At 71.4% G+C, this 22,666-nt stretch carries 22 protein-coding genes; 11 read left to right on the forward strand and 11 right to left on the reverse strand.

Annotation, left to right across the window (positions count from 1 at the left end):
* Positions 1–8: 8 nt before the first annotated feature.
* The gene (locus J7656_RS14610) at positions 9–497 is read right to left on the reverse strand and encodes a cupin domain-containing protein (protein ID WP_017342038.1); all 489 of its coding nucleotides are present in this window, start codon (positions 495–497) and stop codon (positions 9–11) included.
* A gap of 323 nt (positions 498–820) precedes the next feature.
* On the opposite strand from J7656_RS14610, the gene J7656_RS14615 reads away from it, so the two are divergent.
* The gene (locus tag J7656_RS14615) at positions 821–2,398 is read left to right on the forward strand and encodes an alpha-isopropylmalate synthase regulatory domain-containing protein (RefSeq protein WP_026046116.1); all 1,578 of its coding nucleotides are present in this window, start codon (positions 821–823) and stop codon (positions 2,396–2,398) included.
* A 63-nt stretch (positions 2,399–2,461) separates the two neighbouring features.
* Entirely contained in the window at positions 2,462–2,773 is a 312-nt protein-coding gene (locus J7656_RS14620) for a DUF8081 domain-containing protein (RefSeq protein ID WP_017342036.1), read from the forward strand.
* Between the two features lie 31 nt (positions 2,774–2,804).
* Here the strand turns inward: J7656_RS14620 and J7656_RS14625 are convergent, their stop codons facing one another.
* The gene (locus J7656_RS14625; protein WP_017342035.1) at positions 2,805–3,182 is read right to left on the reverse strand and encodes a group I truncated hemoglobin; all 378 of its coding nucleotides are present in this window, start codon (positions 3,180–3,182) and stop codon (positions 2,805–2,807) included.
* Positions 3,183–3,285: 103 nt separating this feature from the next.
* On the reverse strand, positions 3,286–4,722 hold the full coding sequence (locus tag J7656_RS14630) for an MATE family efflux transporter (protein ID WP_017342034.1): 1,437 nt from the start codon (positions 4,720–4,722) through the stop codon (positions 3,286–3,288).
* 159 nt (positions 4,723–4,881) lie between these two features.
* On the opposite strand from J7656_RS14630, the gene J7656_RS14635 reads away from it, so the two are divergent.
* A complete protein-coding gene (locus J7656_RS14635; RefSeq protein WP_017342033.1) occupies positions 4,882–5,289 on the forward strand; it encodes a gamma-glutamylcyclotransferase family protein in 408 nt (135 codons plus the stop codon).
* A 267-nt stretch (positions 5,290–5,556) separates the two neighbouring features.
* Positions 5,557–6,768 (forward strand): threonine ammonia-lyase, encoded by a 1,212-nt coding sequence (gene ilvA / locus J7656_RS14640; protein ID WP_211553695.1) that lies wholly within the window; start codon positions 5,557–5,559, stop codon positions 6,766–6,768.
* Between the two features lie 590 nt (positions 6,769–7,358).
* Here the strand turns inward: ilvA and J7656_RS14645 are convergent.
* The 4 genes from J7656_RS14645 to folP all read right to left on the reverse strand — a co-directional run bounded on the left by J7656_RS14645 (position 7,359) and on the right by folP (position 13,411).
* Positions 7,359–7,835 carry a hypothetical protein gene (locus J7656_RS14645; RefSeq protein ID WP_249191474.1) on the reverse strand — a complete coding sequence of 159 codons (477 nt, stop codon included), beginning with the start codon at positions 7,833–7,835 and terminating at the stop codon, positions 7,359–7,361.
* 219 nt (positions 7,836–8,054) lie between these two features.
* Entirely contained in the window at positions 8,055–9,125 is a 1,071-nt protein-coding gene (locus J7656_RS14650) for an NAD(P)/FAD-dependent oxidoreductase (protein ID WP_211553696.1), read from the reverse strand.
* A 76-nt stretch (positions 9,126–9,201) separates the two neighbouring features.
* On the reverse strand, positions 9,202–10,698 hold the full coding sequence (locus tag J7656_RS14655) for a DHH family phosphoesterase (protein ID WP_211553698.1): 1,497 nt from the start codon (positions 10,696–10,698) through the stop codon (positions 9,202–9,204).
* A 76-nt stretch (positions 10,699–10,774) separates the two neighbouring features.
* Complete coding sequence (gene folP, locus J7656_RS14660; RefSeq protein ID WP_017342028.1) at positions 10,775–13,411, reverse strand: dihydropteroate synthase; 2,637 nt, start codon at positions 13,409–13,411, stop codon at positions 10,775–10,777.
* Between the two features lie 655 nt (positions 13,412–14,066).
* Between folP and J7656_RS14665 the strand changes: the two genes are divergently transcribed.
* From J7656_RS14665 to J7656_RS14680, 4 genes are all read left to right on the forward strand, one after another.
* Complete coding sequence (locus tag J7656_RS14665) at positions 14,067–15,221, forward strand: ABC transporter ATP-binding protein (RefSeq protein ID WP_211553699.1); 1,155 nt, start codon at positions 14,067–14,069, stop codon at positions 15,219–15,221.
* A complete protein-coding gene (locus J7656_RS14670; protein WP_017342026.1) occupies positions 15,218–15,973 on the forward strand; it encodes an ABC transporter permease in 756 nt (251 codons plus the stop codon). Before J7656_RS14665 ends, J7656_RS14670 begins: the two co-directional genes overlap by 4 nt.
* Before the next feature lie 88 nt (positions 15,974–16,061).
* Positions 16,062–16,205 carry a DUF7560 family zinc ribbon protein gene (locus J7656_RS14675; protein ID WP_017342025.1) on the forward strand — a complete coding sequence of 48 codons (144 nt, stop codon included), beginning with the start codon at positions 16,062–16,064 and terminating at the stop codon, positions 16,203–16,205.
* A 97-nt stretch (positions 16,206–16,302) separates the two neighbouring features.
* Complete coding sequence (locus tag J7656_RS14680; RefSeq protein ID WP_211553700.1) at positions 16,303–17,316, forward strand: aldo/keto reductase; 1,014 nt, start codon at positions 16,303–16,305, stop codon at positions 17,314–17,316.
* Positions 17,317–17,338: 22 nt separating this feature from the next.
* Here J7656_RS14680 and hisH read toward each other — a convergent pair whose 3' ends face one another.
* Positions 17,339–17,992 carry an imidazole glycerol phosphate synthase subunit HisH gene (hisH, locus tag J7656_RS14685; RefSeq protein ID WP_017342023.1) on the reverse strand — a complete coding sequence of 218 codons (654 nt, stop codon included), beginning with the start codon at positions 17,990–17,992 and terminating at the stop codon, positions 17,339–17,341.
* 129 nt (positions 17,993–18,121) lie between these two features.
* Between hisH and J7656_RS14690 the strand changes: the two genes are divergently transcribed.
* The 3 genes from J7656_RS14690 to J7656_RS14700 all read left to right on the forward strand — a co-directional run bounded on the left by J7656_RS14690 (position 18,122) and on the right by J7656_RS14700 (position 21,062).
* On the forward strand, positions 18,122–19,171 hold the full coding sequence (locus J7656_RS14690; RefSeq protein WP_017342022.1) for a phosphate/phosphite/phosphonate ABC transporter substrate-binding protein: 1,050 nt from the start codon (positions 18,122–18,124) through the stop codon (positions 19,169–19,171).
* Between the two features lie 71 nt (positions 19,172–19,242).
* Positions 19,243–20,049: a phosphonate ABC transporter ATP-binding protein gene (gene phnC / locus J7656_RS14695; RefSeq protein WP_017342021.1), complete on the forward strand. Its 807-nt coding sequence runs from the start codon at positions 19,243–19,245 to the stop codon at positions 20,047–20,049.
* Complete coding sequence (locus J7656_RS14700; protein ID WP_211553701.1) at positions 20,046–21,062, forward strand: PhnE/PtxC family ABC transporter permease; 1,017 nt, start codon at positions 20,046–20,048, stop codon at positions 21,060–21,062. The genes phnC and J7656_RS14700 overlap by 4 nt, the downstream gene beginning before the upstream one ends.
* Positions 21,063–21,068: 6 nt before the next feature.
* Here J7656_RS14700 and J7656_RS14705 read toward each other — a convergent pair whose 3' ends face one another.
* From J7656_RS14705 to J7656_RS14715, 3 genes are all read right to left on the reverse strand, one after another.
* Positions 21,069–21,701 carry a uracil-DNA glycosylase gene (locus tag J7656_RS14705; RefSeq protein WP_017342019.1) on the reverse strand — a complete coding sequence of 211 codons (633 nt, stop codon included), beginning with the start codon at positions 21,699–21,701 and terminating at the stop codon, positions 21,069–21,071.
* Positions 21,702–21,778: 77 nt separating this feature from the next.
* Complete coding sequence (locus J7656_RS14710) at positions 21,779–22,357, reverse strand: endonuclease dU (protein ID WP_017342018.1); 579 nt, start codon at positions 22,355–22,357, stop codon at positions 21,779–21,781.
* Positions 22,358–22,540 (reverse strand): DUF5786 family protein, encoded by a 183-nt coding sequence (locus tag J7656_RS14715; RefSeq protein ID WP_007995123.1) that lies wholly within the window; start codon positions 22,538–22,540, stop codon positions 22,358–22,360.
* Positions 22,541–22,666: the final 126 nt, after the last annotated feature.

A 22,666-nucleotide genomic window follows, 5' to 3' on the forward strand; every position in this document is an offset into this window, starting at 1 on the left:
AACGAGTCTCACGGCGAGAACGACGTACCGCACTCCGTACAGGTGAACCGGAACCGGCCCTCGTCGGTGAGTTCGGTGTCGTGGACGCGTTCGCCGCCGCAGTCGCGGCACTCGACGATCGACTCGATCTGGTCCCAGTCGTGGCGCGCGCCCGGCGCGCCGACCGCCCACGCGACCACCTCCTCGTCGGCGTCCTCGGCCACGAACCCGGACTGGAACTCGCCGGGCGCGAAGCGAATCGCCTCGTCCGGGCCGACCTCGACCTCGTCGCGCTCGCGGCCCACCTCGAAGGTGGCGGTGCCGGAGCGGACGTAGAAGATCTCCTCCTGGTCGCCGTGGGTGTGGAGGCCGCCGGAGAACGCGTCGCCGGGCGCGAGCTCGAAGTAGTTCATCGCGACGTGGTCGGTGCCGAGCGCGCGCGAGACCGGCTTTCGGAGGTCGTGAACGCCCATGGGATTCGTGACGACGTCGACGTCGTCGATCGCGACTCGCTCCATGCGGGCCGGTCGCAGGGGAGTCCCCTAACGGTGTCGGCGGTCGCGACGAGCGATCGCCGACGAATCGCATCAAGGATTCCTCGACGAAACCCGGGTTACAGCGAGGATCGCTCGGCCAAACCTGACGCGACCCGGCAGTTTATACGTGTGTACACTGTTCGCACGGGTACGAATGACGCGAGACACTCGCGATCGTTCGGAGGATAGAGGAAGTCGCCTCGCGGCGGCTGGCCGCGAAATTCTCCGACGATAACGACTCCGGGGCACGACCGCCCCGCGGCGGCACCGACCCCGAGACCACCGCAGAGCCGACGGACTCCCTTTTGACCCGAACCACACTCACCGACCTCGACGAGGTACAGCTGTTAGACACCACCCTGCGCGACGGCGAACAGATGCCCGGCGTCTCCCTGACGCCCGGCGAGAAGGTCGACGTCGCCCGCGAGCTCGACGCCGCCGGCGTCCACCTGATCGAGGCCGGCTCGGCGTGTACCTCGGAGGGCGAGCGCGAGGCGATCCGCCGCGTCGCCGACGAGGGGCTGGACGCGACCGTGACGAGCTTCGCCCGCGGCGTGAAGCGGGACGTGGACCACGCGCTCGACTGCGGCGTCGACGGCGTGAACCTCGTCGTCCCGGCCTCCGACAAACACGTCGAGACGAAGGTGGGGTCGACCCGCGACGAGGTCGTCGAGACGACGGTCGAGCTCGTCGAGTACGCGAAAGACCACGGGCTGTGGGTGGAGGTGCTCGGCGAGGACGGCTCGCGCGCCGACCTCGACTACCTCGAGCGCCTGCTCGGCGCCGGCCTCGACGCGGGCGCGGACCGGATCTGCTACTGCGACACGGTCGGCGCGGCCGACCCCGAGCGCACCGCCGCGGTCGTCTCGCGGCTCGCGGAGCTGGGCCCGACGAGCCTCCACACCCACGACGACCTCGGGTTCGGGTTAGCGAACGTCCACGCGGGGCTGAAGGCGGGCGCCGACACCGTCCACGGCACCGTCCTCGGCGTCGGCGAGCGCGCGGGCAACGTCGCCCTCGAGGAGGTCGCGATCGCGCTCGGCGAGTCGTACGACGTCGACACCGTCGAGCTCGAGCGCCTCTACCGGCTCTGTCGGACCGTCTCGGAGGCGACCGGCGTCGCGCTCCCGCCGAACAAGGCGGTCTGCGGCGCCAACGCCTTCGCCCACGAGTCCGGGATCCACACCGACGGCACGCTCAAGGACGGGACGATGTACGAGCCGTACCCGCCCGAGACGGTCGGCCGCGAACGCCGGCTCGTCCTCGGCAAGCACGCGGGCCGCGCCGGGGTGAAGGCCGCGCTCGCGGAGCACGACGTCGCGGTCGACGACGACGAGCTGCGCGAGGTCGTCGCCCGCGTGAAGGAGCTCGGCGAACGCGGCAAGCGCGTCACGGACGCCGACCTGCTCGCCATCGCCGACGACGTTCGCGGTCGCGAGCGAGAGCGACACGTCGAGCTCGTGGATCTCTCGGCGACCTCCGGCGGCAACCTCCCGACCGCCTCGGTCCGGCTCCGCGTCGGCGACGACGAGCGTGTCGCCTCCGGCACCGGCGCCGGCCCGGTCGACGCGGGACTGGAGGCGGTCCGCGCGGCGCTCGCGGGCGACGACGGCGACGATCGCGGGGCCGCACCGGACGGCGAGCGCGACGGCGTCGCCTTCGAACTCGACTCCTACCACGTCGACGCGATCACGGGCGGCACGGACGCGGTGGTCACCGTCGAAGTCGACCTCTCGCGCGGGGACCGCTCCGTGAGCGTCTCGGCGTCGGACGCGGACATCACCCGCGCGAGCGTCGTCGGGATGGTCGACGGGCTCGACCGCCTGCTCGCGGCCGAGGCGGACGCCGCGGGCACCGAGCCGAACGCGGTCGCGGACGACTGAGCGGCGGCTTCCTGGGCGCGGCGTCTGACGAGGTTTTTATTCGTTGGCGTCCGATCGCCGGGTGTGAGCGTCGTCGTCGCGATCAAGCCGTCCGCGCGCAAGCGGAACGCGAAGGTGGGGAAACTCGTCTTCGAGGACGGGCCCTGCCACGCGTTCGAGAGCCGCGCGGCCGCCGAGCGCTGGGCGGACGACCTCTCGACGGGCGACGGCCACGTCTGGGTGGCGAGCGCGCATCCCCGCGACGACGGCGACGCCGACTGTTACCTCGTCTCGCGGGCCACGAACGCGAAGCTGGAGGCCGCATACGACAAGCGCCGGCGCCGGTTGCGGGGCGACACCGGCTCCGAACAGGAGTCGCTCGGCGGGGAGCCCTGACCGAGGAGTCCGGTCCGCGGGCGAGTCGGCGCTACCCGTCCGCGGGCGGGCCGCCGACCACGTCCTCCTCGAACCCCGCGACCGCCTCCATCACCGCCTCGCGGTCGCCGTCGTCGACGTCGAAGGCGCGCAACGCCTCGTCGAGATGCGTCGCGACGACCTCGAACTCCGCGTCGGTTATCGCCAACTCCTCGTGAGCGGCCGCCATCTCCTCGCCCTCGTACCGGATCGGCCCGCCGGTGACGGCGCTCAGGAACTTGGTCTGGTGCGAGCGCTGGTCGGCCATGTCCACGTCGTCGAAGTGGTGGTTCACTCGGTCGTCGTCGAGCACCCGGTCGTAGAACTCGTTGACGACCGCGCCGATGGCCGGTTCGCCGCCGAGGCGGTCGTACAGCGTCTCGTTCGACATACGTCGGTGACGGACGCCCGCCGTATCACTGTTCCCCTGCGGGGGAGAGAGCCCGTCTCCGCGCCGAGTCCCCGTGTCGCGGAAGTGCTTCCGTTCTCCCGTCTCACGGCGAATCGTCCGCGCGCGAGCCGTCGCCGGACGCGGCGTCTGACTCGGCGCCCGGCCCGGACCCGCGCGCGTCCATCATGTCCGCGGCGCGGCTCGCCCAGTCCGTGTACCGGAAGCCGGCGGCGACGACGAGCGCCATCCAGGCGTAGGCGGCGAACACCCCCACGTACGCGCCTTCGGGGCCGAACCCGGCGGTGCGACCGAGCAGCCACGAGAGGCCTAAGAAGAGCCCGAACATGCCCGAGACGCGCGCGACGAGGGGGATCCGCGTCTCGCTGGCGCCCTGAAGCGAGCCGGAGAGGGCGGAGAAGCAGGCGAGCGCGGCGCCCGCGACGCCGTACACCCGCGCGAAGTCGACCGCGGACGCGATCGTCGGGGCGTCGTCGGTGAATATCGGGACGATCCGCGGCGCGGCGACGACGAGCCCGAGCCCGATCGCGCCGACCGTGAGCACGCCGAGGCTCGCGACCGCCCACCCGTTGAACCGCGCGGCCTCGGGGTCGCCCTCGCCGAGCGCCTGTCCGACGAGGATCGACGCCGCGACGTTGTAGCCGCGCGAGAGCGGTCCGGTCACCTGCTGGTAGACGCGGCGGCCGATCTGGAAGCCGGCGTTGACCGTCTCGCCGAAGCCGAGGAGGAGCGCGTTGAAGGGGAACTCCGCGATCTCGGAGCCGAACCCCTCCAGCACGCGCGGGGCGCTCACGACGAGGAGCTGCTTCGCGATCGTGAGGTCGCGCGGCCACGCGAACTCGGCGTCGGTCCACGACCCCCAGATGGCGAAACAGAGCAGCCCGGCCGTGAGCACGTTGGCGCCCGCGGTCGCGAGGCCGACGCCGAAGACCTCCAGCCGCGGCAGGCCGAACAGGCCGAGCCCGAGGACGACTGACCCCACGATGTTGACGGAGTTAGCGGCGATGTTGATGTACATCGGCGTCCGGGTGTCGCCGGTCCCCTGGAGCGCGCGGGCGCCGACGAGGGCGACGTGGCGCGCGGGGGCGGTCGCGAACACGATCGCGAGGTACGTCGAGCCGAGGTCGACCACCGCGGGCGAGGTCCGCTCGCCGACGAGTCGGCCGAACACGTCGATCGCGAACTCGCCGAAGAGGAACCCGAAGAGGACGAACGGGACCCCCGCGAGCGCGCCGAGCAGGATCGCCTGCGTCACCGCCTCGTCGCGGTTCTCCGCGGCGCCCGCGCCGGTGTCCTGCGAGGAGAGCGCGATGGCGCCGCCGCCGAGGCCGAGCCCGATCCGCAGCGGGAACCGGGCGTACAGGTCCGCGAGGCCGATGGCGACGACCGCGGCCGGCGAGAACAGCGCGGTGACGAGGATGTCCGTCGTCCGCATCGCGGTGCGGAACGTCTGCTCGGCCATGACAGGCCACGCGAGCGCGAACACGCGCTTCCAGACGCGCCGCAGCCGCGGGAGGTCCATGCGTCGCGTTCGACGGGCCCCCGCGGTATTGATATACCGGAGGCGGTCGGCGTCGCCGGAGGTCGGGGGCGACGGGAGCGGGGCCGCGTCGCGGGGAAGTCGACCGCGTCGGACCGGGAGCGCCCGAACGTTGAAGCCCGCGAGCGACCCACGGGCCCCATGGACGTCTTCGTGTACGGGACGCTGACCGAACCGGATCGAGTCGCCGAGGTCGTCGACTCGTTCGTCTTCGTCGGCCCCGCGACGCTCGACGGGCTCCGGCTCGTCGAGGGGCGGTACCCGACGCTCGCGCCGGGCGGCGAGACGGCGGGGCGGCTCCTCCGGACGGACGAGGTCGACGCGCTCGACGCGTACGAGGACGTCGACGGCGGGCTGTACGTCCGCGAGGCCGTGCCGCTCGACGCGCCGACCGGGCATCCCGACGCCGCCGCGGTGTACGTCGGCGACCCCGACCGGCTCGACGCGGACGCGACGTGGCCCGGAACGGGACCGTTCGCGGAGCGGGTGCGGTCGGTCCTCGACGACCGCGACGTGCGGGTGCGGCTCACCCCCCGAGATCCCGTCTGACGGAGCGATGACGGCGGCGCAGTCGTGCGGTTTCACTTCCGCTCTGGTAGCCTCACCTTTTTGTATTCCCGTCGCCACGTTTCACTCGCACGTCACACGCGTGCATTCCCCCCTTATCAACCGCGAGCGGCCGCGTCGTCGATCCGGGCCGTCGACCCGCGATCGGCTCGTCGGTCGAGCCGGCGACCGCGACGCGGCGGTCGCTCGCCGCTTTTTCGATCGAGACCGACCGGAACCGATTAGCGGGCGGCGCGGCGACGAGGTGGCATGCTTAGTCTTGCCGACATCCGCGAGGCGCGCGAGCGGGTCTCGGGCGTCGCCCGGCACACGCCCTTAGAGCGGTCACGCTCCTTTTCCGAGATGAGCGGTGCGGACCTCCACCTCAAGTTAGAGAACTTCCAGCGCACCGGCGCGTTCAAGATCCGCGGCGCGATGAACCGGATCGAGACGCTCTCGGACGCGGAGCGCGAGGCGGGCGTCGTCACCGCGAGCGCCGGCAACCACGCGCAGGGCGTGGCGCTGGCGGCCAGCCGCGCGGGCGTCGACGCCACCGTCGTGATGCCGAAGTTCGCGCCCGTCTCGAAGGTGAAGGCCACCCGCGGGTACGGCGCGAGCGTCCGCTTGGAGGGCGTCGACTACGACGAGGCGCAGGCGTACGCGCACCGGCTGGAGGAGGAGGAGGGCCGCACCTACGTCCACGCGTTCGACGACCCCGTCGTGATGGCCGGCCAGGGGACGCTCGGCCTCGAGATCGTCGACGACTGCCCCGAGCTGGACACCGTGGTCGTCCCGATCGGCGGCGGCGGGCTGATATCGGGGGTCGCGGTCGCGATCAAAGAACAGCTCCCCGACGTGCGCGTCGTGGGCGTCCAGGCGGAGGGCGCGGCCTCGGCCGCGAAGTCGCTGGAGGCGGGGGAGGTCACGGAGATCGACAGCGTCGACACGATCGCTGACGGGATCGCGACGCGGTCGGTCGGCGAGGGGACGCTCGAAGTGATGGAAGAGTACGTCGACGAGGTGGTCACCGTCGACGACCGCGAGATCGCCTTGGCCCTCACGCTCCTCCTCGAACGCGCGAAGACGCTCGTCGAGGGCGCCGGCGCGGTCGCGCTCGCCGCCGTCCTCTCCGACGCCTTCGAGTACGACGACGGCGAGACGATCGTCGCCGCGCTCTGCGGCGGCAACATCGACCTCAACCGCCTCGGCACCGTGATCCGCCGCGGGCTGGTCCAGATGGGCCGGTACCTCAAGATCACCATCGATTTAAAAGACCGCCCCGGCGAACTCGAACGGGTCTCCAGCATCGTCGCGCGCACCGGCGCGAACGTGTACGCGGTCCACCACGACCGCACCTCGCGGGACGTGGCCGTCAACGCCGCCGAACTCGAGCTCGAACTCGAGACCGACGACGCCGAACACGCCGCCGACATCGTCGACGCGCTCGAAGCCGACGGGTACGAGGTCGAGATTCTGTCGTAAGGGGCCGCAAGGTCGACCATTTATAAATAGAACTGCGGTGGCGCGTGCCGGTGAGCGGCCGACAGGCCGCGAACCGCACGCGCGAGGGACGCGGTGAGTGAGGGGCGACCGCAGGGAGCCCCGAACGAACCGCGAGGCTGGGGAGGTGTGAGGCTGCGGTGCTGTGCGGGGCGGGACTCAAAGGGGCAGCCGGGAGGCCGCCGGAGGCGACGCAAGCACCGCAGGAGCGAGTGAAACGAGCGACGAGGAGCGTGGTTCGAGAGAGCAAAGCTCTCTCGTCATCCCGAAAATCTCCGATTTTCGGGCGACAGCGAGCGTCCGGCGGCCTCCCGGCTGGGGCTTTGGCGGTGTTCGCCCCGGCAGCAACCACGAATCACCGAGCGGCTGCGCCTTTGGCGATGTCCACCCCAGCAGCAGCCACGTATCACCGAGCGGCTGGGGTTTTGGAGGCGTTCACCGTCGATCTACTGTCAGCTATTTATAAGCAAGCGCCTAGGGATTTGGAGACGTTCGCCGTCGATCCACGGTCGGCCATTTATAAGCGAACGGCTGAGCCGTTGGCGGTGAACACAGCCGGTTCGACAGCAGTCTCATGACGAGTTCGTGGAGTTGTCCGTTTGTTCCGGGGCCGAAACGCTCCCGCTCACGCTCGTCGACCCGCCGAGGAGCGAGGAGTCCGAGTCGCCGCGCAGCGTCGTGACCGTCTCGCCGTCCTGTTTCACGATCAGGGTCCAGGGATCCTCGCCCGCGGGAATCCGCATCGTGCCGTTGTAGCGGACGACGCCCGAGCACGACCGGGACGCGTTCCCCGCCTCTTCGATCGGGACGTCGAGGACGTAGGCCGACTCGTTCAGCCGCTCGAACGCCGGGCCGCCGACCGCGTACGAGGAGCCCGGCAGCGAGACGTTTCGAGCGTACGTTATCTCCGTGTTCTCGGGCCCGGCGGACACCGCAGTCGAGCTGTTGGCCACGAACTCGTCGGGACAGCGGACCTCGTCGGAATCGAAGTGGAGCAGCGCCGGCGGATCGCTCGCTCCGCCGAGGAGGCCACCGGGCCCTCCCGACACGGGACCGGCGAGGGCCACGGCGCTACCGGTCACGAACAACGCGGCGCAGCGACGACGACGGCAAGACCGCGTCTGTTCATCTCGTTTCGAACGACGGGAGAGTCGCAGATAGTACCGCGTATAACGCAAAGAAGAGTTTGAGTCACCGATCGCCTCACGGGTGCGGACGGGGGGCGTCGGAGCGGTGACCCGGACGCGACAAAAGCGGCGAACCGCCTCTCAGTCGTCCGCGGTCGCGGCGTCGATCTCGGCCTCGTACAGCTCGCCGGCGCGCTCGCGCTCGGAGAGGTACTCGTCGGCGTCGAGCGCGGCCTTCACGCCCATCCCGCTCGCGGTGGCCGCCTGCTGATAGTGAAAGTCGACCACGTCGCCGGCCCCGAAGAGGCCCGCGACGCCGGTGCGCGTCTGCCCGCCGCCGCGGCCGCCCTCGGTTATCAGGTAGCCGTCGTCGTCGGTCTCGATGCCGGTCCCTTCGAGGAAGTCCGTGTTCGGCGTGTGGCCGATGGCGTAGAACACCGCACCGACGTCGAACGCGTACTCGTCGACCTCGTCGGCGGTCGCCGGGTCGTCCAGCTTCTCCGTCGGGTGGCCGTCCGGGTGTTCGACGAGCGTGACGTGGTCGATCCCGTCCTCGGGGGTGCCGTGGATCTCGGTGAGTTCGGTGTTGAGGAGCAGTTCGATCTCCCCGTCGTCGACCTTGTCCATCACGCGCTCGATCCACACGTCCTCGGCGCGGAACTCCTCGCGGCGGTGCGCGATGTACACCGTGTCCGCGAACTTCGTCAGGAAGTTCGCCTCCTCCATCGCGGCGTCGCCGCCGCCGACGACGAGCATGTCCTCGTCGCGGAAGAACGCGCCGTCGCAGGTGGCACACGTCGAGAGGCCGTACCCCATCAGCTCGTCCTCGCCGGGGACGCCGAGCGTCCGGGCGCTGGCGCCCGACGCGGCGATGACGGCGTCGGCGGTGTAGACATCGCCGTCGGAGAGCGCGACGCGGAAGTGGCCCGCGGGCTCCTTCGAGACGTCCTCGATGACGCCGTTGCGGGCCTCGGCGCCGAACTTCTCGGCCTGCTCTTTCATGTCGTTGATCAGGCTCGGCCCGGAGATCCCCTCGGGGAAGCCGGGGTAGTTCTCCACGTCGGTCGTCAGCGTGAGCTGGCCGCCCGGCTCGTCGCCCTCGATGAGGAGGGGGTCGTTGTTCGACCGCGCGGCGTAGATCGCCGCGGAGAGGCCCGAGATACCGGTGCCGGCGATGATCAGTCGACGGTGTTCGACGATGTCGTCGGTCATGTCCCACAGTTGGCCGGCGCGTCGTATGTACGTTGCGACCGTTGCGCGATTCCCGCACGACCGCCTCTCGGCGACCTCAGTCGGTCGGGAACTCCGGGGGGAGCCCGGTCGGCTGCGCGGGCGCGTCGTCGAGCGCCTCGAAGAAGCGCCCGGCGACGAACGCCTCGACGACGTCCGCCAGCGACTCCGACTCGGAGACCTCAGAGAGGATGCCGAGGGGGACCTGCGCGCCGGCCATCGAGGCGTGCCCCCCGGCGGAGCCGACGGGGTCGAGCGCGTCGCGAAGCAGCTCGCCCGCGTCGAGGTCGGCGCCGCGGGCGCGGGCGGAGCCGTAGATCACGCCGTCCATGTAGCCGTAGACGAACGTCACCGTCACGTCCTCCAAGTCGAGGAGCCGCTCGGCCGCCTGCGCGAGCGCGTCGCGGTCGGCTATCTCCCCGACGCAGGAGGCCGCCACCGACCCGCGGACATCGCGGTTCTCGATTGCGGCCGCGAGGACGCGCAGGGTCTCGGGGCTCACGCTCGGGCTCTCGACGCGTTCGAGCGTCGACTCGTCGGCGTGCGCGAGCAGCGCGGCCGCCGCCTCGAAGTCGTCGATGGCGGTCGCGCGCGTGAAGTCCTTCGTGTCGATCCGGATGCCATATAAAAGCGCCGTGGCGAGGTCCCGCTCCGGCGCGATCCCGTACCGCGAGAGGTACTCGGAGATGAGCGTGCTCGTCGCGCCGACCGCGGGGCGGATGTCGACGAACGACCCCGCGACCGGCCCCCGCGGCGGGTGGTGGTCGACGACGACGTCGACCGGGTGGCCCTCGGGGAGGCTGTCGTTGATCCCCGCGCGGGAGTGGTCGACCAAGGCGACGCCGCCGTACGCGTCGAGGTCGATCTCGTCGAACGACCGCAGCCCGATGTCGAGGAGGTTCACCAGCGCGCGGTTCTCCTGGTGGGCGATCTCGCCGCCGTAGCAGGCGTCCGCCTCGACCCCGATCGATGCCGCGATCCGCGCTAACCCGAGCGCGCTCGCGATGGCGTCCGGATCGGGGTTGTCGTGCGCGACGACCAGCAGCGGCCCCGAGAGCCCCCGGAGCGCCGAGAGCAGGCGAGCGGGCTTCTCGCCGCTCCCGCCGTCGACGCCGGCGAACTCCGCGTCGACGTCCGAGCCGCGGCCGTCGTCGAGACCGACCGCCTCGAACACGCGGTCGGCGACCGACTCGACCGGGTCGACCACGCGGTCGGCCACCGCCTCGACCGCCGCCCGCTGCTCGTCGGTCGGCGCCGTCCCGAGGTGGGCGACGATCAGCGCCTCGGGGTACCGCTCCCGTGCCGCCCGCGCGGCGGCGACGTTTCGCTCGGCGTCGTCGCTCGCGATCAGCACGACCGCGGCCGCGTCCGGGTACGTCGAGGGGTCGGTCGGGTCGGCCTCGACGGTGGCGACGTTGCGGTCGCGCAGCGTCGACACCCAGCCGGTGTCGTCGGTGATCGCCACCAGATCGTCGCGCCCGCCGCGCTCGTCGCGCGCGTGTTCGACGAGCGCGTTCCCGACCGCGCTACAGCCGAGCAGCAGGCGCCGGGTCATACGGGCGCGAGGGGGTCGCGAGGCAAAACGCTGCCGTCGGCGCGGCGCGAGGCCGGGACCGGAGGCCGACTCCGAGTCATTCCGCGTCCTCGTCGTCGCGCAGCGCGCCGTCCTCGCGCAGCGCGCCGTCCTCTCCGTCTCCGTCCCGAAGCGCGCCGTTCACCGCGGCGGCGACGTCGACCGCCGCGCGGTTCTCGGCGACGTCGTGGACGCGGACGATGTCCGCGCCGCGGTCGGCGGCGAGCGCGGTGCCCGCGACCGTCGCGTGCTCGCGGTCGTCGGCGCCGCGGCCGACCGCGCCGTACAGCGACTTGTGCGAGTGGCCGACGAGGACCGGGCAGCCGAGCGCCGCGAACTCCCCGCAGCGGGCGAGCAGTTCGAAGTCCTCCGCCGGCGACTTGCCGAAGCCGAGCCCAGGGTCGACGATGACGCGGTCGCGGTCGATACCGGCCGTGTCCGCTAACGCGAGCCGCTCGCGGAGCTCGTCGACGACCTCGCCGACCACGTCGTCGTACTCGGGGTCGGCGTCGGGATCGACCGGCGCGTCGAGGCTGTGCATCACGATCACCGGGCAGTCGGCGTCGGCGACGACCGACCGCATCTCGGGGTCCTCCAGCCCGGTCACGTCGTTGATCACGTCCGCGCCGGCGTCGAGCGCCGCCTCGGCGACCGCCGGCTTCCGCGTGTCGACGGAGACGAGCACGTCGCCCTCGCCGACCGCGGGCACCGACTGGATCGCCTCGATCGTCGGGACGACGCGCTCGATCTCCGCCTCGACCGGGACCGGCTCCGCGCCCGGACGGGTGGACTCCCCGCCGACGTCGACGATATCGACCCCGGCCTCGACCATCCGCTCGACGCCCGCGACCGCGTCGTCGAGGTCGGCGTGGCGCCCGCCGTCGTGGAAGGAGTCCGGCGTCACGTTGAGCACGCCCATCACGGCGGTGCGGTCGGTCCACGGGAAGTCGGGGTCGTCCTCGTCACTCGCGTCGCCCTCCTGCGCTTCGATTCCGGCCGCCGCAGCGAGGCCGGCCGCCACGCCGCCGAGCCCGCCGGCGTCGGCCGCAGCGAGCCGGTCGACGAGTTCGCGCAGTTCGGCGACGGTCGCCGCGACGGTGACCGGGACCTGCTCGCCGCCGGCCCCCCGGTCCTCGTCCGCGCCGAGGCCGCCGAGGGCCGCGTCGCCGCCGACCGCCCGGGCCTCGCTCGCGACGCGCTCGGCGCGGTCGCCGCGCAGCCGGAGCGTGAGGACGCGGTGGTCGACGCCGTCCCGGTGGGCCGCGACGCCCGCGGGCGGGACGCCCGCCGTGTCGAGCGCGTGCGCCGAGTCGTCTGCGTCGCCGACCGTGCGCTCACGGACGGTCCGCATTCGGGCCGCCCGGGCCTCCGCGACCGCGAACAGCGAGCCGACGAGCAGCACGCAGTCGTCCGGGTCTGCGCGGTCGACGGCGTCGGCGAGCGCGTCTGCCACGTCGTCGCCCGCGCTCACCTCGCCGACCCCCGCCGACCGGAGCGCGGCCGCGAGCACGTCGGGGTCCTCGGCGCGATCGATGGCGGGCCGGCAGGTGACCGCCGTCGCGGCGTCGGGGAGCGCCGCGGCGGTCTCGGCGTGGTCCTTGTCGTGCATCGCGGCGTACACGAGGTGGAGGTCGTCGTAGTCGTACTCGTCCAGCGTCGCCGCGAGCGTCCGGGCGGCCGCGGGGTTGTGCGCGCCGTCGAGGACGGTCAGCGGCGCCGTGTCGACCACCTCGAAGCGGCCGGGCCACGTCGCCCGCGCGAGGCCGTCGCGCACGGCGCGGTCGGGGAGCGCGGTTTCCGAGGAGGCCGGCACCGCGTCCCCAAGCGCCGCCGCGGTCCGGTCCGCGAGCGCGACGGCGACCGCCGCGTTCGCGGCCTGGTGGCGGCCGACGAGCGGGAGCCGGTACGTTCCCTCGCGCTCGCCGCGGAGCGAGACCTCGGCGTCGGTGGCGCTGACGCGGCCCTCGTAGGTCGCGGCGAACGCGGGCGGGTCGTCGATCCCGTCGGATTCGGAGCTCCCGGAACCGTCGTCGCCGGTCACCCGCGTCACCGGCGCGCCGGCCTCGCCGGCGACCTCGCGGACGACCTCCAGCGCCTCGCCCTCGCAGGCGGTGACGAACGGCGCGTCCGGACGGGCGATCCGGGACTTGGTGCGGGCGATCTCCCCGATCGTGTCGCCGAGCACGTCGGTGTGTTCCAAGGAGACGTTCGTCACGGCGGTGGCGACCGGGTCGACCGCGCTCGTCGCGTCGTACTCGCCGCCGAGGCCGACCTCCAGAACGGCGACATCGACATCGCGGCGCGCGAACTCCCGGATCCCCATCGCCGTGACGACCTCGAAGAAGGTGAGCGGCTCGCCGGCGGCCGCCCGGTCGATCAGCCACGGGCGCACCTCCTCGACGAAGTCGGCGATCGCGGCCTCCGTCATCTCCCGGCCGTCGACGCGGACGCGCTCGGCGAGCGCCGAGAGATGCGGGGAGGTGTACAGCCCCACCGACAGCCCCGCCTCGCGCAGGACCGACTCCGTCAGCCGCGCCGCGCTGCCCTTCCCGTTCGACCCGGCGATCTGGACGAACGGGACCTCCTCTTGGGGATCCCCGAGGTGCGCCAAGAGCGCCTCGACCCGCTCCGTGCCGGGCTTGACCGAGAAGCGGCGGAGGTCGAAGAGGAACGCCGCCGCCTCGTGGTAGTGCATACGCCGTAGGTCGGGAGCGCCTCGCTTAGGGGTAACGGACCGTGACGAGATGGTCGATTGCGTGGGGAGGGAGTGAGGCTCGGCCGGTGTCGAGAGCGCAATCGTCGACGCACCGGCCGCGGGGCCGGACCAGATCGGTCTCGGAACCACGACGACCGCCGAATCCCCAGTCGCTCGCTTATAAATGGTTGATCGCAGATCGGCGGTGAACACCGCCAAAGCCCCAGTCGCTTGTTTATAAATAGGTGATCACGGATCGGCGGCGAACACCGCCAAAGCCCCAGCCGCTCACTTATAAACAACAGATCGCGGATCGACGGCGAACACCGCCAAAGCCCCAGCCGCGAGGCGACCGTACGCTCGCTGCGCTCCTCGCTCAGTCACTCCGTTCCTTCGCTGCGGTGCTTACGTCGCCTACGGTCGCCTCGCGACTGCCCCTTTGAGTCCCACCCGCACAGCAGCCGCACCTCACACCTCCCCAGCCTCGCGGTTCGCTTCGGGCTCCCTTCGGTCGCCCGTCGCTCACCGCGTCCCTCGCGCGTGCTCCTCGCGGCCGCCGGGGCGGCCGCTCGCAGGCACGCGCCGAAGTTGATTGGGTGGGGCGTGTCGCCGACCGAAAAGCAACCCTTACGCGCGCCGCGGCCGCAGTCGGGCCATGGACGAGACAGCGACCGACGCCGCGGTCGACGCCCCCGCCGACGGGGCGACTCCGGGCCCCCCCGACGCCGCCGGCGGCGACCCCGTCGTCGTCGGCGAGGGCGTGCGGAAGTCGTACGGGGATGTCGACGCGCTCGACGGGGTCGACCTCGACGTGGCCGCGGGCGAGGTGTTCGGGCTCATCGGCCCGAACGGCGCCGGGAAGACGACGCTGGTGCGCGCGCTGACAGGGACGACCGAGGCCGAGGGAGACCTGCGCGTCTTCGGCGCCCCGCCCCGCGACGTCGACCCGGCTCGGATCGGGCTGCTCCCGCAGTCGTTCGACCCGCCCGCGCGGCTCACGGCCCGCGAGCTGGTCGACTACTACGGCGGGCTCTACGACGAGGCGCGCGACACGGAGTCGGTCCTCGACGACGTGGGGATGGCCGACGATGCGGACGCCTGGTACGAGACGCTCTCGGGCGGCCAGAAGCGCCGGACCTGCGTCGCGACCGCCGTCGTCAACGACCCCGACCTCCTGTTCCTCGACGAGCCGACGACCGGGATCGACCCCGCCGGCCGGCGGGCGATCCACCGGCTGATCGAGCGCCTCGCGGCCGGCGGCACCACCGTCTTCCTCACGAGCCACGCGATGGACGAGGTCGAGCGGCTCGCCGACCGCGTGGCCATGCTCCGCGACGGCCGGGTCGTCGCGAGCGGGGCCCCCGACCGGCTCGTGGCGGAACACGGCGGCGCGCCCCGGCTCGACGCGGCGACGGCGGAACCGGCGACCGACGAGGTCGTCGCGGCGGTCGCGGCCGGCGTCCGCGAGCGCCTCGGCGAGGATCCGACCGTCGAGGCGACCGACGAGGGGCTCCGGGTGCGCGGGGTGCGGCCCGAGTCGATCGGCGCCGCGGTCGACGCGCTTGACGACGACGGGGTCGCCTTCGACTCGCTGTCGTGGTCGGAGCCGTCGCTGGAGGACGTGTACCTGCGGCTCACCGGCGAGGAGTACACGCGGCGGGGGGACGGCGGCATTCCGGACGAAGCGGCCGGCGAGGGGCGTCGCGCAACCGACGACGCGACGCCGGATGGGGGGCGCGCAACCAACGACGCGACGCCCGGTGGACGCCGCGCAACTGACGACGCGGCGCCCGAGGAGGGCGACCGATGACCCGCCTCGGCCGGATCCGGACGGAGGCCGTCGCGGCGGGGCGTTCGTTCCTCCGCCGCCGGACGGCGGTGTTCTTCACGTTCTTCTTCCCGGTCATCCTCGTCGTCATCTTCGGCGCGCTGGTGCGGACCCAGCCGACCGGGGGCGGCCTCTTCGCCGAGCCGGCCGGCTACTACATCCCGGGCTACCTCGCGGTCGTCGTCCTGTTCACGCCGCTGTCGCGGGTCGGCTCCGAGATCGCGCGCCACCGCGACGGCGGCCGGTTCGAGAAGTTAGCGACCACGCCGCTCTCGCGCGCCGAGTGGCTGCTCGCGCACACGCTCGTCAACGTCGGGATCATCGGCGCCGCGAGCCTGCTCATCCTCGGCCTCGTGCTCGCGGTGACTGACGCGACCCTGATCGTCTCGCCCGCGCTCGCCGCGCTGCCCGTCTTCGTCGCGGTCGCGGTGGCGCTGTTCTGCGGGCTCGGCGCCGTCCTCGGCGCGCTCGCCGACTCGCAGGACGGCGTGATCGCCGCGAGCAACACGGTCGCGCTCCCCCTCCTCTTCCTCTCCGAGACGTTCGTCACGCCGTCGCTGCTGCCGGAGTGGTTCCTGCCCGCGGTCGCCGCCTCGCCGCTGACGTACTTCGCGCGGGGGACCCGGGCGATCACCTTCGAGGGCGGGGCGTGGGCCGGCGACCTGCTCGTGTTGACCGCGCTCGCCGCCGGCTTCCTCGCGGTCGGGGCGTACGCGGTCCCGCGGACGGAGTGACCGGGCCGCCGCTCGGCGACCGGCCGCAGTCCGGGAACCGTCCATTTATGTCCGCAGCCCGCGTCCGGAGAAGACGAGAGGAAAGCCGTTGACCACCGTTCACTTCACCTGTCCGGACTGCGAGCAGACCATCGAAGTCAACGACGCGATGCGGGAGACGATACTCGAGTCCGGCTGTCCGGTGTGTACCGCGACCGCGGCGGAGGAGAACTTCGCCGTGACCTGCGAGTAGCCGCCGCCCCCGCTCCCGTCCTCGGCGATAGGCGAGAGTTCACACACCGCATCCGGTTGCTGAGGCTTTTTGCGTCGACCGGGACAACCGTTCGACGATGACGCCCGAACTCGACGAGATCGATCTGGGAACCGTGCCGCTCGGCCGAACCGGCCTGCGGACGAGCGAACTCCAGTTCGGCACGTGGCGGTTCGGCCGCGTGACCGAGGCGGGGAACGTCGAAATCGACGAGGAGCGCGCCCACGAGCTGCTCGACGCCTACGAGACCGCCGGCGGGCGGTACATCGACACCGCCGACGTGTACGGCGGCGGCGACTGCGAGCGCTGGATCGGCGACTGGCTCGCCGAGCGCGACCGCGAGCGCTACACGGTCGCCTCGAAGGTGTACTGGCAGATCCGCGACGGCGACCCGAACAGCCGCGGCACGAACCGCAAGAACGTCCGCCACCGCGTCGACGCCCTGCTCGACCGGCTCGACACCGATTACATCGACGTCCTCTACATCCACCGCTGGGACGACGAGACGCCCGCCCGGGAGCTGATGAAGACGCTGAACGGGCTCGTCGAGTCCGGCAAGGTCCACTACCTCGGCGCCTCCACGCTCCGCCCGAACGCGTGGAAGGTCGCCCGCGCCAACGAGATCGCCCGGAGCGAGGGGTGGGAGCCGTTCAAAGTGCTCCAGCCGCGCTACAACCTCGTCGACCGCGAGGTCGAGGGGGACTACCTCGAGTTCGCGCGCCAGCGAAACCTCGCCGTCTCTCCGTGGAGCCCGCTCGGGCAGGGCTTCCTGACCGGGAAGTACGACCGCGACGCCGACCTCCCGGACGACTCGAAGGCAGCCGAGTCGAGCCGGTTCCAGGAGGCGTACCTCACCGAGGAGAACTTCGACGTCCACGACGAGCTCGACGCGGTCGCCGACGAGGTTAACGCCTCGGCCGCGCAGACCGCGCTCGCGTGGCTCGCGCACCGCGACGGCGTCACCGCGCCCATCGTCGGCGCCCGGACCGTCGACCAGCTCCGCGAGAACCTCGCGGCCGCGACGATCGACCTCTCCGACGAGCAGGTCGAGCGGCTGACCGCGGCCAAGCCCGGGCCGTACGACGCGCTCTGAGAAAAGCGAACGCGGTCGCCGACTACTGCTCGGCGCAGTAGTCGACGAAGTTCCGCAGAATCCGCAGCCCCGTCTCGCCGCTCTTCTCGGGGTGGAACTGCGTGCCGAACACGTTGCCGGCCTCGTTGGCGACGACCGCCGGGAAGTCGACCCCGTAGTCGGCGGTGGCGACGACCGCGTCGGCGTCGTCCGGCTCGGCGTAGTAAGAGTGGACGAAGTAGGCGTGCTCCCCGTCGACGCCCTCGACGATCGGGTGGTCGCGCGCGACCTCCAGCTCGTTCCAGCCCATGTGCGGCACCTTCCGGTCCACGTCGAACCGGACGTTAGTGCCGGGGACCAAATCGAGGCCCGTCACCTCGCCTTCGCCCTCGTGGTCGGCCTCCTCGCTCGTGGTGAGGAGCATCTGCATCCCGAGGCAGATCCCGAAGAGGGGGCGCCCCGCCTCGGCGTGGTCGGTCAGCGCCTCGCGCAGGGGGCCGGCGTTCTCCATCCCCTCGCGGAACGCGCCGACGCCGGGGAGGACGACCCCGTCGGCCGCGGCGAACGCCTCGGGGTCGTCGGTGATCTCGACGGTCGCGCCCGCGCGTTCCAGCCCGCGGGTCGCGGACCGGAGGTTCCCGAGACCGTAGTCCACGAGGGCGACGGACACCTCTCGATCCGTTGGAGATTCGTCCATGTTACCGATACATCACCTGCGTGGAAGTCAGTTTCCATCCGGGATCCACTACAGAGCAGTATATACCTGTCCGTATATTTGAACAGCAACACTTTTGATAGATCAGTAAAACGCCAATATGTACTCCTCATGGAGCGACGACGCCAATTCCTCAAGGTCGCGGGCGCAGCAAGTATCGTTGGACTCGCCGGCTGTAGCGGCGGCGGCGACGGGTCCGATGGGTCGGACGGTAGCGACGGGTCCGACGGCGGCGACGGGTCCGATGGGTCGGACGGGTCGGACAGCGACCCGGAGATGACCTTCGGCGGCGACGGCACGGTCGACTTCGGCATCTCGCCGTCCGTCCCGCAGGAGGACCTCAACGTACAGTACTCCCCGCTCGAAGACCACATCGGGAGCTACCTCCGGGAGAACTACGATGTCCCCAGCGACCTCAGCGTCGAGGGGACCATCGGAAGCAACTACAGCGCCATCATCCAGTCGCTCGGCCAGGGAACGCTGGACATCGCCGAGACCGGACCGTTCGCGGCCGCGCTCGGCGTGATGACCGACAACGCGGAGATCATCCTCCAGCGGTACGGCTACGGCGGGTGGACGTACAAGAGCATCATCGCGACGCCGAACGACAGCGACATCACGGAGCTGTCCGACCTCTCCGGCAAGACGGTCGCGTTCTCCGACCGGCTCTCGACGAGCGGCGCGCTGTACCCGCTGTACAGCATGTCGAACCAGGGCGGCCTCGACGTCGGTGAACTCCCCGAGGGCAACGGCTCGCAGGCCGAGTTCGACGCCCGGTTCGCCGGCGGTCACGTGGGCTCGTACACCCTGCTCGAACAGGGCCAGGTCGACGCGGCGGCGATGGGCGGATTCGTCCGCGACACGAAGACCGGCCCCGCGCCCGAGGAGTGGCAGGAGGTCGCGACGACCCTCCACGCGGACGAGGGGCTCCCGCGCGCGCCCATCGTGGTCTCGCCCGAACTGAGCGACGACGTGAAGACCGCCATCCAAGAGGCGTTCTTGGAGGGTCCGGACAGCATCTACTACGGCGCGGACGGCGAGGACGGCACCGAAGACGACCTCTGGTTCAGCCGCGTCCGCGAGTCGAGCCGGGAGGACTACCAGTCCGTCATCGACGTCGCCGACGAGCTCGGCGTCGGGACTGACATCTTCAACCAGTAGGAGCCCGCTCGGTCCCCAACTTCGGATCGTTTTTCATACGATCGGTCCGTTCTCGGACAAAGTCAAACCTCATGCCAACGATCGAATTCGAAAACGTCAGCAAGATATACGACGAGGACACCGTCGCCCTCGACGACGTGTCGTTCACCATCGACGAGGGGGAGTTTGTCATTCTCCTCGGTCCCTCCGGCGCCGGAAAGTCGACGATGCTTCGGGTGTTGAACGGGCTCACGCAGCCCACCGAAGGCTCCGTTCGCATCGGCGGCGAGGAGCTCCAAGGGAACCGCAGCGGGGTCGGAATGGTGTTCCAGGAACACTACCTCATCGAGAGCAAGACCGCGTTCGGCAACGCCCTGTCGGGGGCGCTCTCCCGGAACGGGCTCCTCCGGAGCGCCCTCGGGATGCACGACGACGTCGACAAGCGGACCGCCCTGGAGGCCCTCCAGACGGTCGGCCTCCTCGACGAGGCCGGCCAGCGCGCCGAGTCGATGAGCGGGGGCCAGAAACAGCGCGTCGGGATCGCCCGCGCGCTGGTCCAGAACCCCGAGATCGTCCTCGCCGACGAGCCGGTCGCCAGTCTCGACCCGAAGGCCGCCCGCGACGTGATGCGCTATCTCAAGAAGGCGGCGACCGAGCAGGACCTCACCACGATCACCAGCCTCCACCAGGTGAACATCGCGCGCGAGTTCGGGGACCGGTTCCTCGGCATCCGCGACGGGGAAGTGATCTTCGACGGCGACGCGGACGACCTCACGATGGACGAGATGGACCGGATCTACTACGGCGAGCCCCAGGGCGGCAAGACGGTCCCGACCGGAACGAGCGGCGACGAGCTCGGCGAGGCCGACGCCGCCGCCGACGGGGGTGAGCGGGCGTGAGCTCGCCGTCCGACTCGGCGATCGACGACCAGTTCCGCACGCTCGAACGGCTCCGCCGACTGAAGTACCTGCTGTGGGGCGTGCTGCTCGCCGCGGTCCTCGGCGTCACCTACTGGGGGCTCGGCTTCATCGGCTTTCAGTCGAGCGTCGTCGCGGGGCGGCTCCCCGGGATGTACGAGTTCATCAGGACCGGCTTCTTCCCGCCGGACTTCCAGAACTTCACGATCTACACCAAAGACCAAGGGATCACCGGGTTACAGGCGATCCCCGCGAGCTTCGGCGACGGCGGCGCGCACATCATTGAGAGCTTCCAGTCGCAGCGGCAGTCGCTGGTGAAGGCGAGCCTCGTGACGCTCCTCCTCGGCTTCATGGGCACCGTGTTCGCCTTCCCGTTCGCGCTCGTCCTCGGCGTCCTCGGGAGCGAGCGCGTCACACCGTTCCCCTTCAACTTCATCTTCCGGGGCACCCTCAGCGGCATCCGCGCCATCCCCGCCATCGTCTGGATCTTCCTGTACATCCCTATCGGCCCGCCGGGGCAGGTGACGGCGGTCCTCGCGATCGCGACCGACAGCATCGGGAACCTCGGCCGCCTGTTCACCGACGACCTCGAGGAGATCGAGGAGGGGCCGATCGAGGCGATCCGGTCGACGGGCGCGTCTGGCACCCAGACCGTGAGCTTCGGCATGCTGAGTCAGGTGTCGCGCTCCTTCATCGCGTGGACGCTGTACATCTTGGAGATCAACACCCGGATCGCCATCTCGCTCGGCGTCGTCGGCGCCGGCGGCCTCGGGCTGATGATCCGGAACAGCCAGGACCTCTTCGAGTTCCAGCAGACCGCGGCCGGCCTGATCATGGTGTTCATCGTCGTCCTCGGCATCGAGCTGATCTCCTCGCGCATCCGCGCCCGGCTCCGGCCCGGCGAGCACGAGGGGAAGGGGCTGATCGAAGCGATCCGCGGCCTGTTCGACGCGAAGAAGTGGCTCGGCGTCGGCGACCGGTCCGACCGAGACTGACGCCGCTCAGAACTCGCCGAGCCGCGACTGGCCGTCCCCGCCGTCTCCGCTCCGTTCTCCGACGCCGCTCAGCTCGGCCGCCCGCGCGATCGTCTCGAAGAAGCCGTCGCGCTGGCTCCGGTCGTACAGCGTCGCCGCCGGGTGGACAGAGAGGAGGACGCGCCGCGACTCGCCCGCGATCCGCGCGTCGACCACGTCGCCCGACTCGGAAGTGATCGCCACCGAGCGGTCGAGGAGGTGTTCGCTCGGGACTTTCCCGAGCGTCACGATCAGCTCGGGGTTGAGCCGGTCGATCTCCGTTTCGAGGTAGCCGCGACAGTTCGCCAGCTCCTCGGTCGTCGGGTCGCGGTTGTCGGGGGGCCGGCACCGCACGCAGTTCGTGATCCGCACGTCGGCGCGGGCGAGCCCCGCGTCCCGCAGGGCCTCGTCGAGCACGTCGCCCGAGCGCCCGACGAACGGCTCGCCCTCCTCGTCCTCGGTGGCGCCCGGCCCCTCGCCGACGAACAGCAGGTCCGCGTCGGTGGGGCCGACCCCGTCGACGATCCGGCTCCGCGACGCGACCAGTTCCGGGCAGCGCTCGCAGCCGGGAACGCACAGGTCCTCGTCGAGCGCGGCGCCGTCGCCGCCGTGTTCGCTCATACAGGCGTTGCGGGCGCGGTCGTCTAAGTAGCGTCGGTCGGTCCGAGCGCGTCCGCCGGCCGAACCCCGCGGACGCGTCACTCGGTCGCCGCCTCGCGGTGCGCGCTCGCGGCGAGCCCTGCGATCCGGAGCGGCTCGCAGCGCCGCTCGCCGTCGCGGGTGAGCCCTCGGATCGCCGCGGCCGCCTCGTCGGAATCGACGCCGACCGCGCGGACGAAGCGGGGGTCGTCGGAGTCCGGCGCGTCGTCGTCCGCGGCGTCGACCGGAACCCGCGGCGGCAGCGACCGGTACGTCGCGAGACGGTCGGCGAGCGCGTCGCCGTCGAACGCGTCGCGCAGGGCCGGTTCGAGCCCGGGGCTCGCCTCGTAGCTCACGGCGTAGACCGGGCGGTCGAGCGCCTCGCGGAGCCGGTCGAGGTCGAGGAGGTTGAACCACGCCGGCGCGACGCCCGCGCAGGCGACGTGGCGGACGTCCTCGCGGTCGAGCGCGCGCCAGCAGTCGATAACGGCGTCGGTGGCGTCGGTCCCGCCGACGGTACAGGTCGCGAACGCGAAGCCGTCCGGCGTCCCGTCGGCGCGGATGACGACGCCGGCCGCGTGGCTCGCGTCGCGGGCGTCAGAGAAGGCGATGCCGAGCGTGCGGCTCGGCGGCGTCACTCACGCGTCCTCGGACTTGATCTCTTGGAGCCGGTCGAGAAGCTCGTCGTTCGAGGCGCCGGGCTCGTAGTCGACGGACCCCTGGTGGGTTTCCTGGGCAGCCCGGACACCGTCGTCGTCGTCGAAGTCCGCGTCCAGGTCCTGATTCTCCTGTTCGGACTCGTCGTAGCTGCCGAAGCCCATATGTGTGTGTGACTAACAGGGCGCGACTGATAAATCCACGGCCGCCACCGGGTCCGAGCGCCGCCGAGAGCCGGGCGGGCGCAGGCGCGACCGCGGCTGTACCCTTTTGTCGCTCCGCGAGCGAGT

Source organism: Halorubrum ruber (genome assembly GCF_018228765.1).
GTDB classification, from domain to species: Archaea; Halobacteriota; Halobacteria; order Halobacteriales; family Haloferacaceae; genus Halorubrum; species Halorubrum ruber.

What these genes read in the sequence shown, in the direction of transcription:
- J7656_RS14655 (WP_211553698.1), bottom strand. Translation starts at nt 10,698, where the DNA reads ATGACCCGGCGCCTGCTGCTCGGCTGTAGCGCGGTCGGGAACGCGCTC.
- J7656_RS14680 (WP_211553700.1), top strand. Translation starts at nt 16,303, where the DNA reads ATGACGCCCGAACTCGACGAGATCGATCTGGGAACCGTGCCGCTCGGC.
- J7656_RS14650 (WP_211553696.1), bottom strand. Translation starts at nt 9,125, where the DNA reads ATGACCGACGACATCGTCGAACACCGTCGACTGATCATCGCCGGCACC.
- J7656_RS14635 (WP_017342033.1), top strand. Translation starts at nt 4,882, where the DNA reads ATGGACGTCTTCGTGTACGGGACGCTGACCGAACCGGATCGAGTCGCC.
- J7656_RS14670 (WP_017342026.1), top strand. Translation starts at nt 15,218, where the DNA reads ATGACCCGCCTCGGCCGGATCCGGACGGAGGCCGTCGCGGCGGGGCGT.
- J7656_RS14630 (WP_017342034.1), bottom strand. Translation starts at nt 4,722, where the DNA reads ATGGACCTCCCGCGGCTGCGGCGCGTCTGGAAGCGCGTGTTCGCGCTC.
- J7656_RS14625 (WP_017342035.1), bottom strand. Translation starts at nt 3,182, where the DNA reads ATGTCGAACGAGACGCTGTACGACCGCCTCGGCGGCGAACCGGCCATC.
- J7656_RS14665 (WP_211553699.1), top strand. Translation starts at nt 14,067, where the DNA reads ATGGACGAGACAGCGACCGACGCCGCGGTCGACGCCCCCGCCGACGGG.
- J7656_RS14705 (WP_017342019.1), bottom strand. Translation starts at nt 21,701, where the DNA reads ATGAGCGAACACGGCGGCGACGGCGCCGCGCTCGACGAGGACCTGTGC.
- J7656_RS14610 (WP_017342038.1), bottom strand. Translation starts at nt 497, where the DNA reads ATGGAGCGAGTCGCGATCGACGACGTCGACGTCGTCACGAATCCCATG.
- ilvA (WP_211553695.1), top strand. Translation starts at nt 5,557, where the DNA reads ATGCTTAGTCTTGCCGACATCCGCGAGGCGCGCGAGCGGGTCTCGGGC.
- hisH (WP_017342023.1), bottom strand. Translation starts at nt 17,992, where the DNA reads ATGGACGAATCTCCAACGGATCGAGAGGTGTCCGTCGCCCTCGTGGAC.
- folP (WP_017342028.1), bottom strand. Translation starts at nt 13,411, where the DNA reads ATGCACTACCACGAGGCGGCGGCGTTCCTCTTCGACCTCCGCCGCTTC.
- J7656_RS14715 (WP_007995123.1), bottom strand. Translation starts at nt 22,540, where the DNA reads ATGGGCTTCGGCAGCTACGACGAGTCCGAACAGGAGAATCAGGACCTG.
- J7656_RS14690 (WP_017342022.1), top strand. Translation starts at nt 18,122, where the DNA reads ATGGAGCGACGACGCCAATTCCTCAAGGTCGCGGGCGCAGCAAGTATC.
- phnC (WP_017342021.1), top strand. Translation starts at nt 19,243, where the DNA reads ATGCCAACGATCGAATTCGAAAACGTCAGCAAGATATACGACGAGGAC.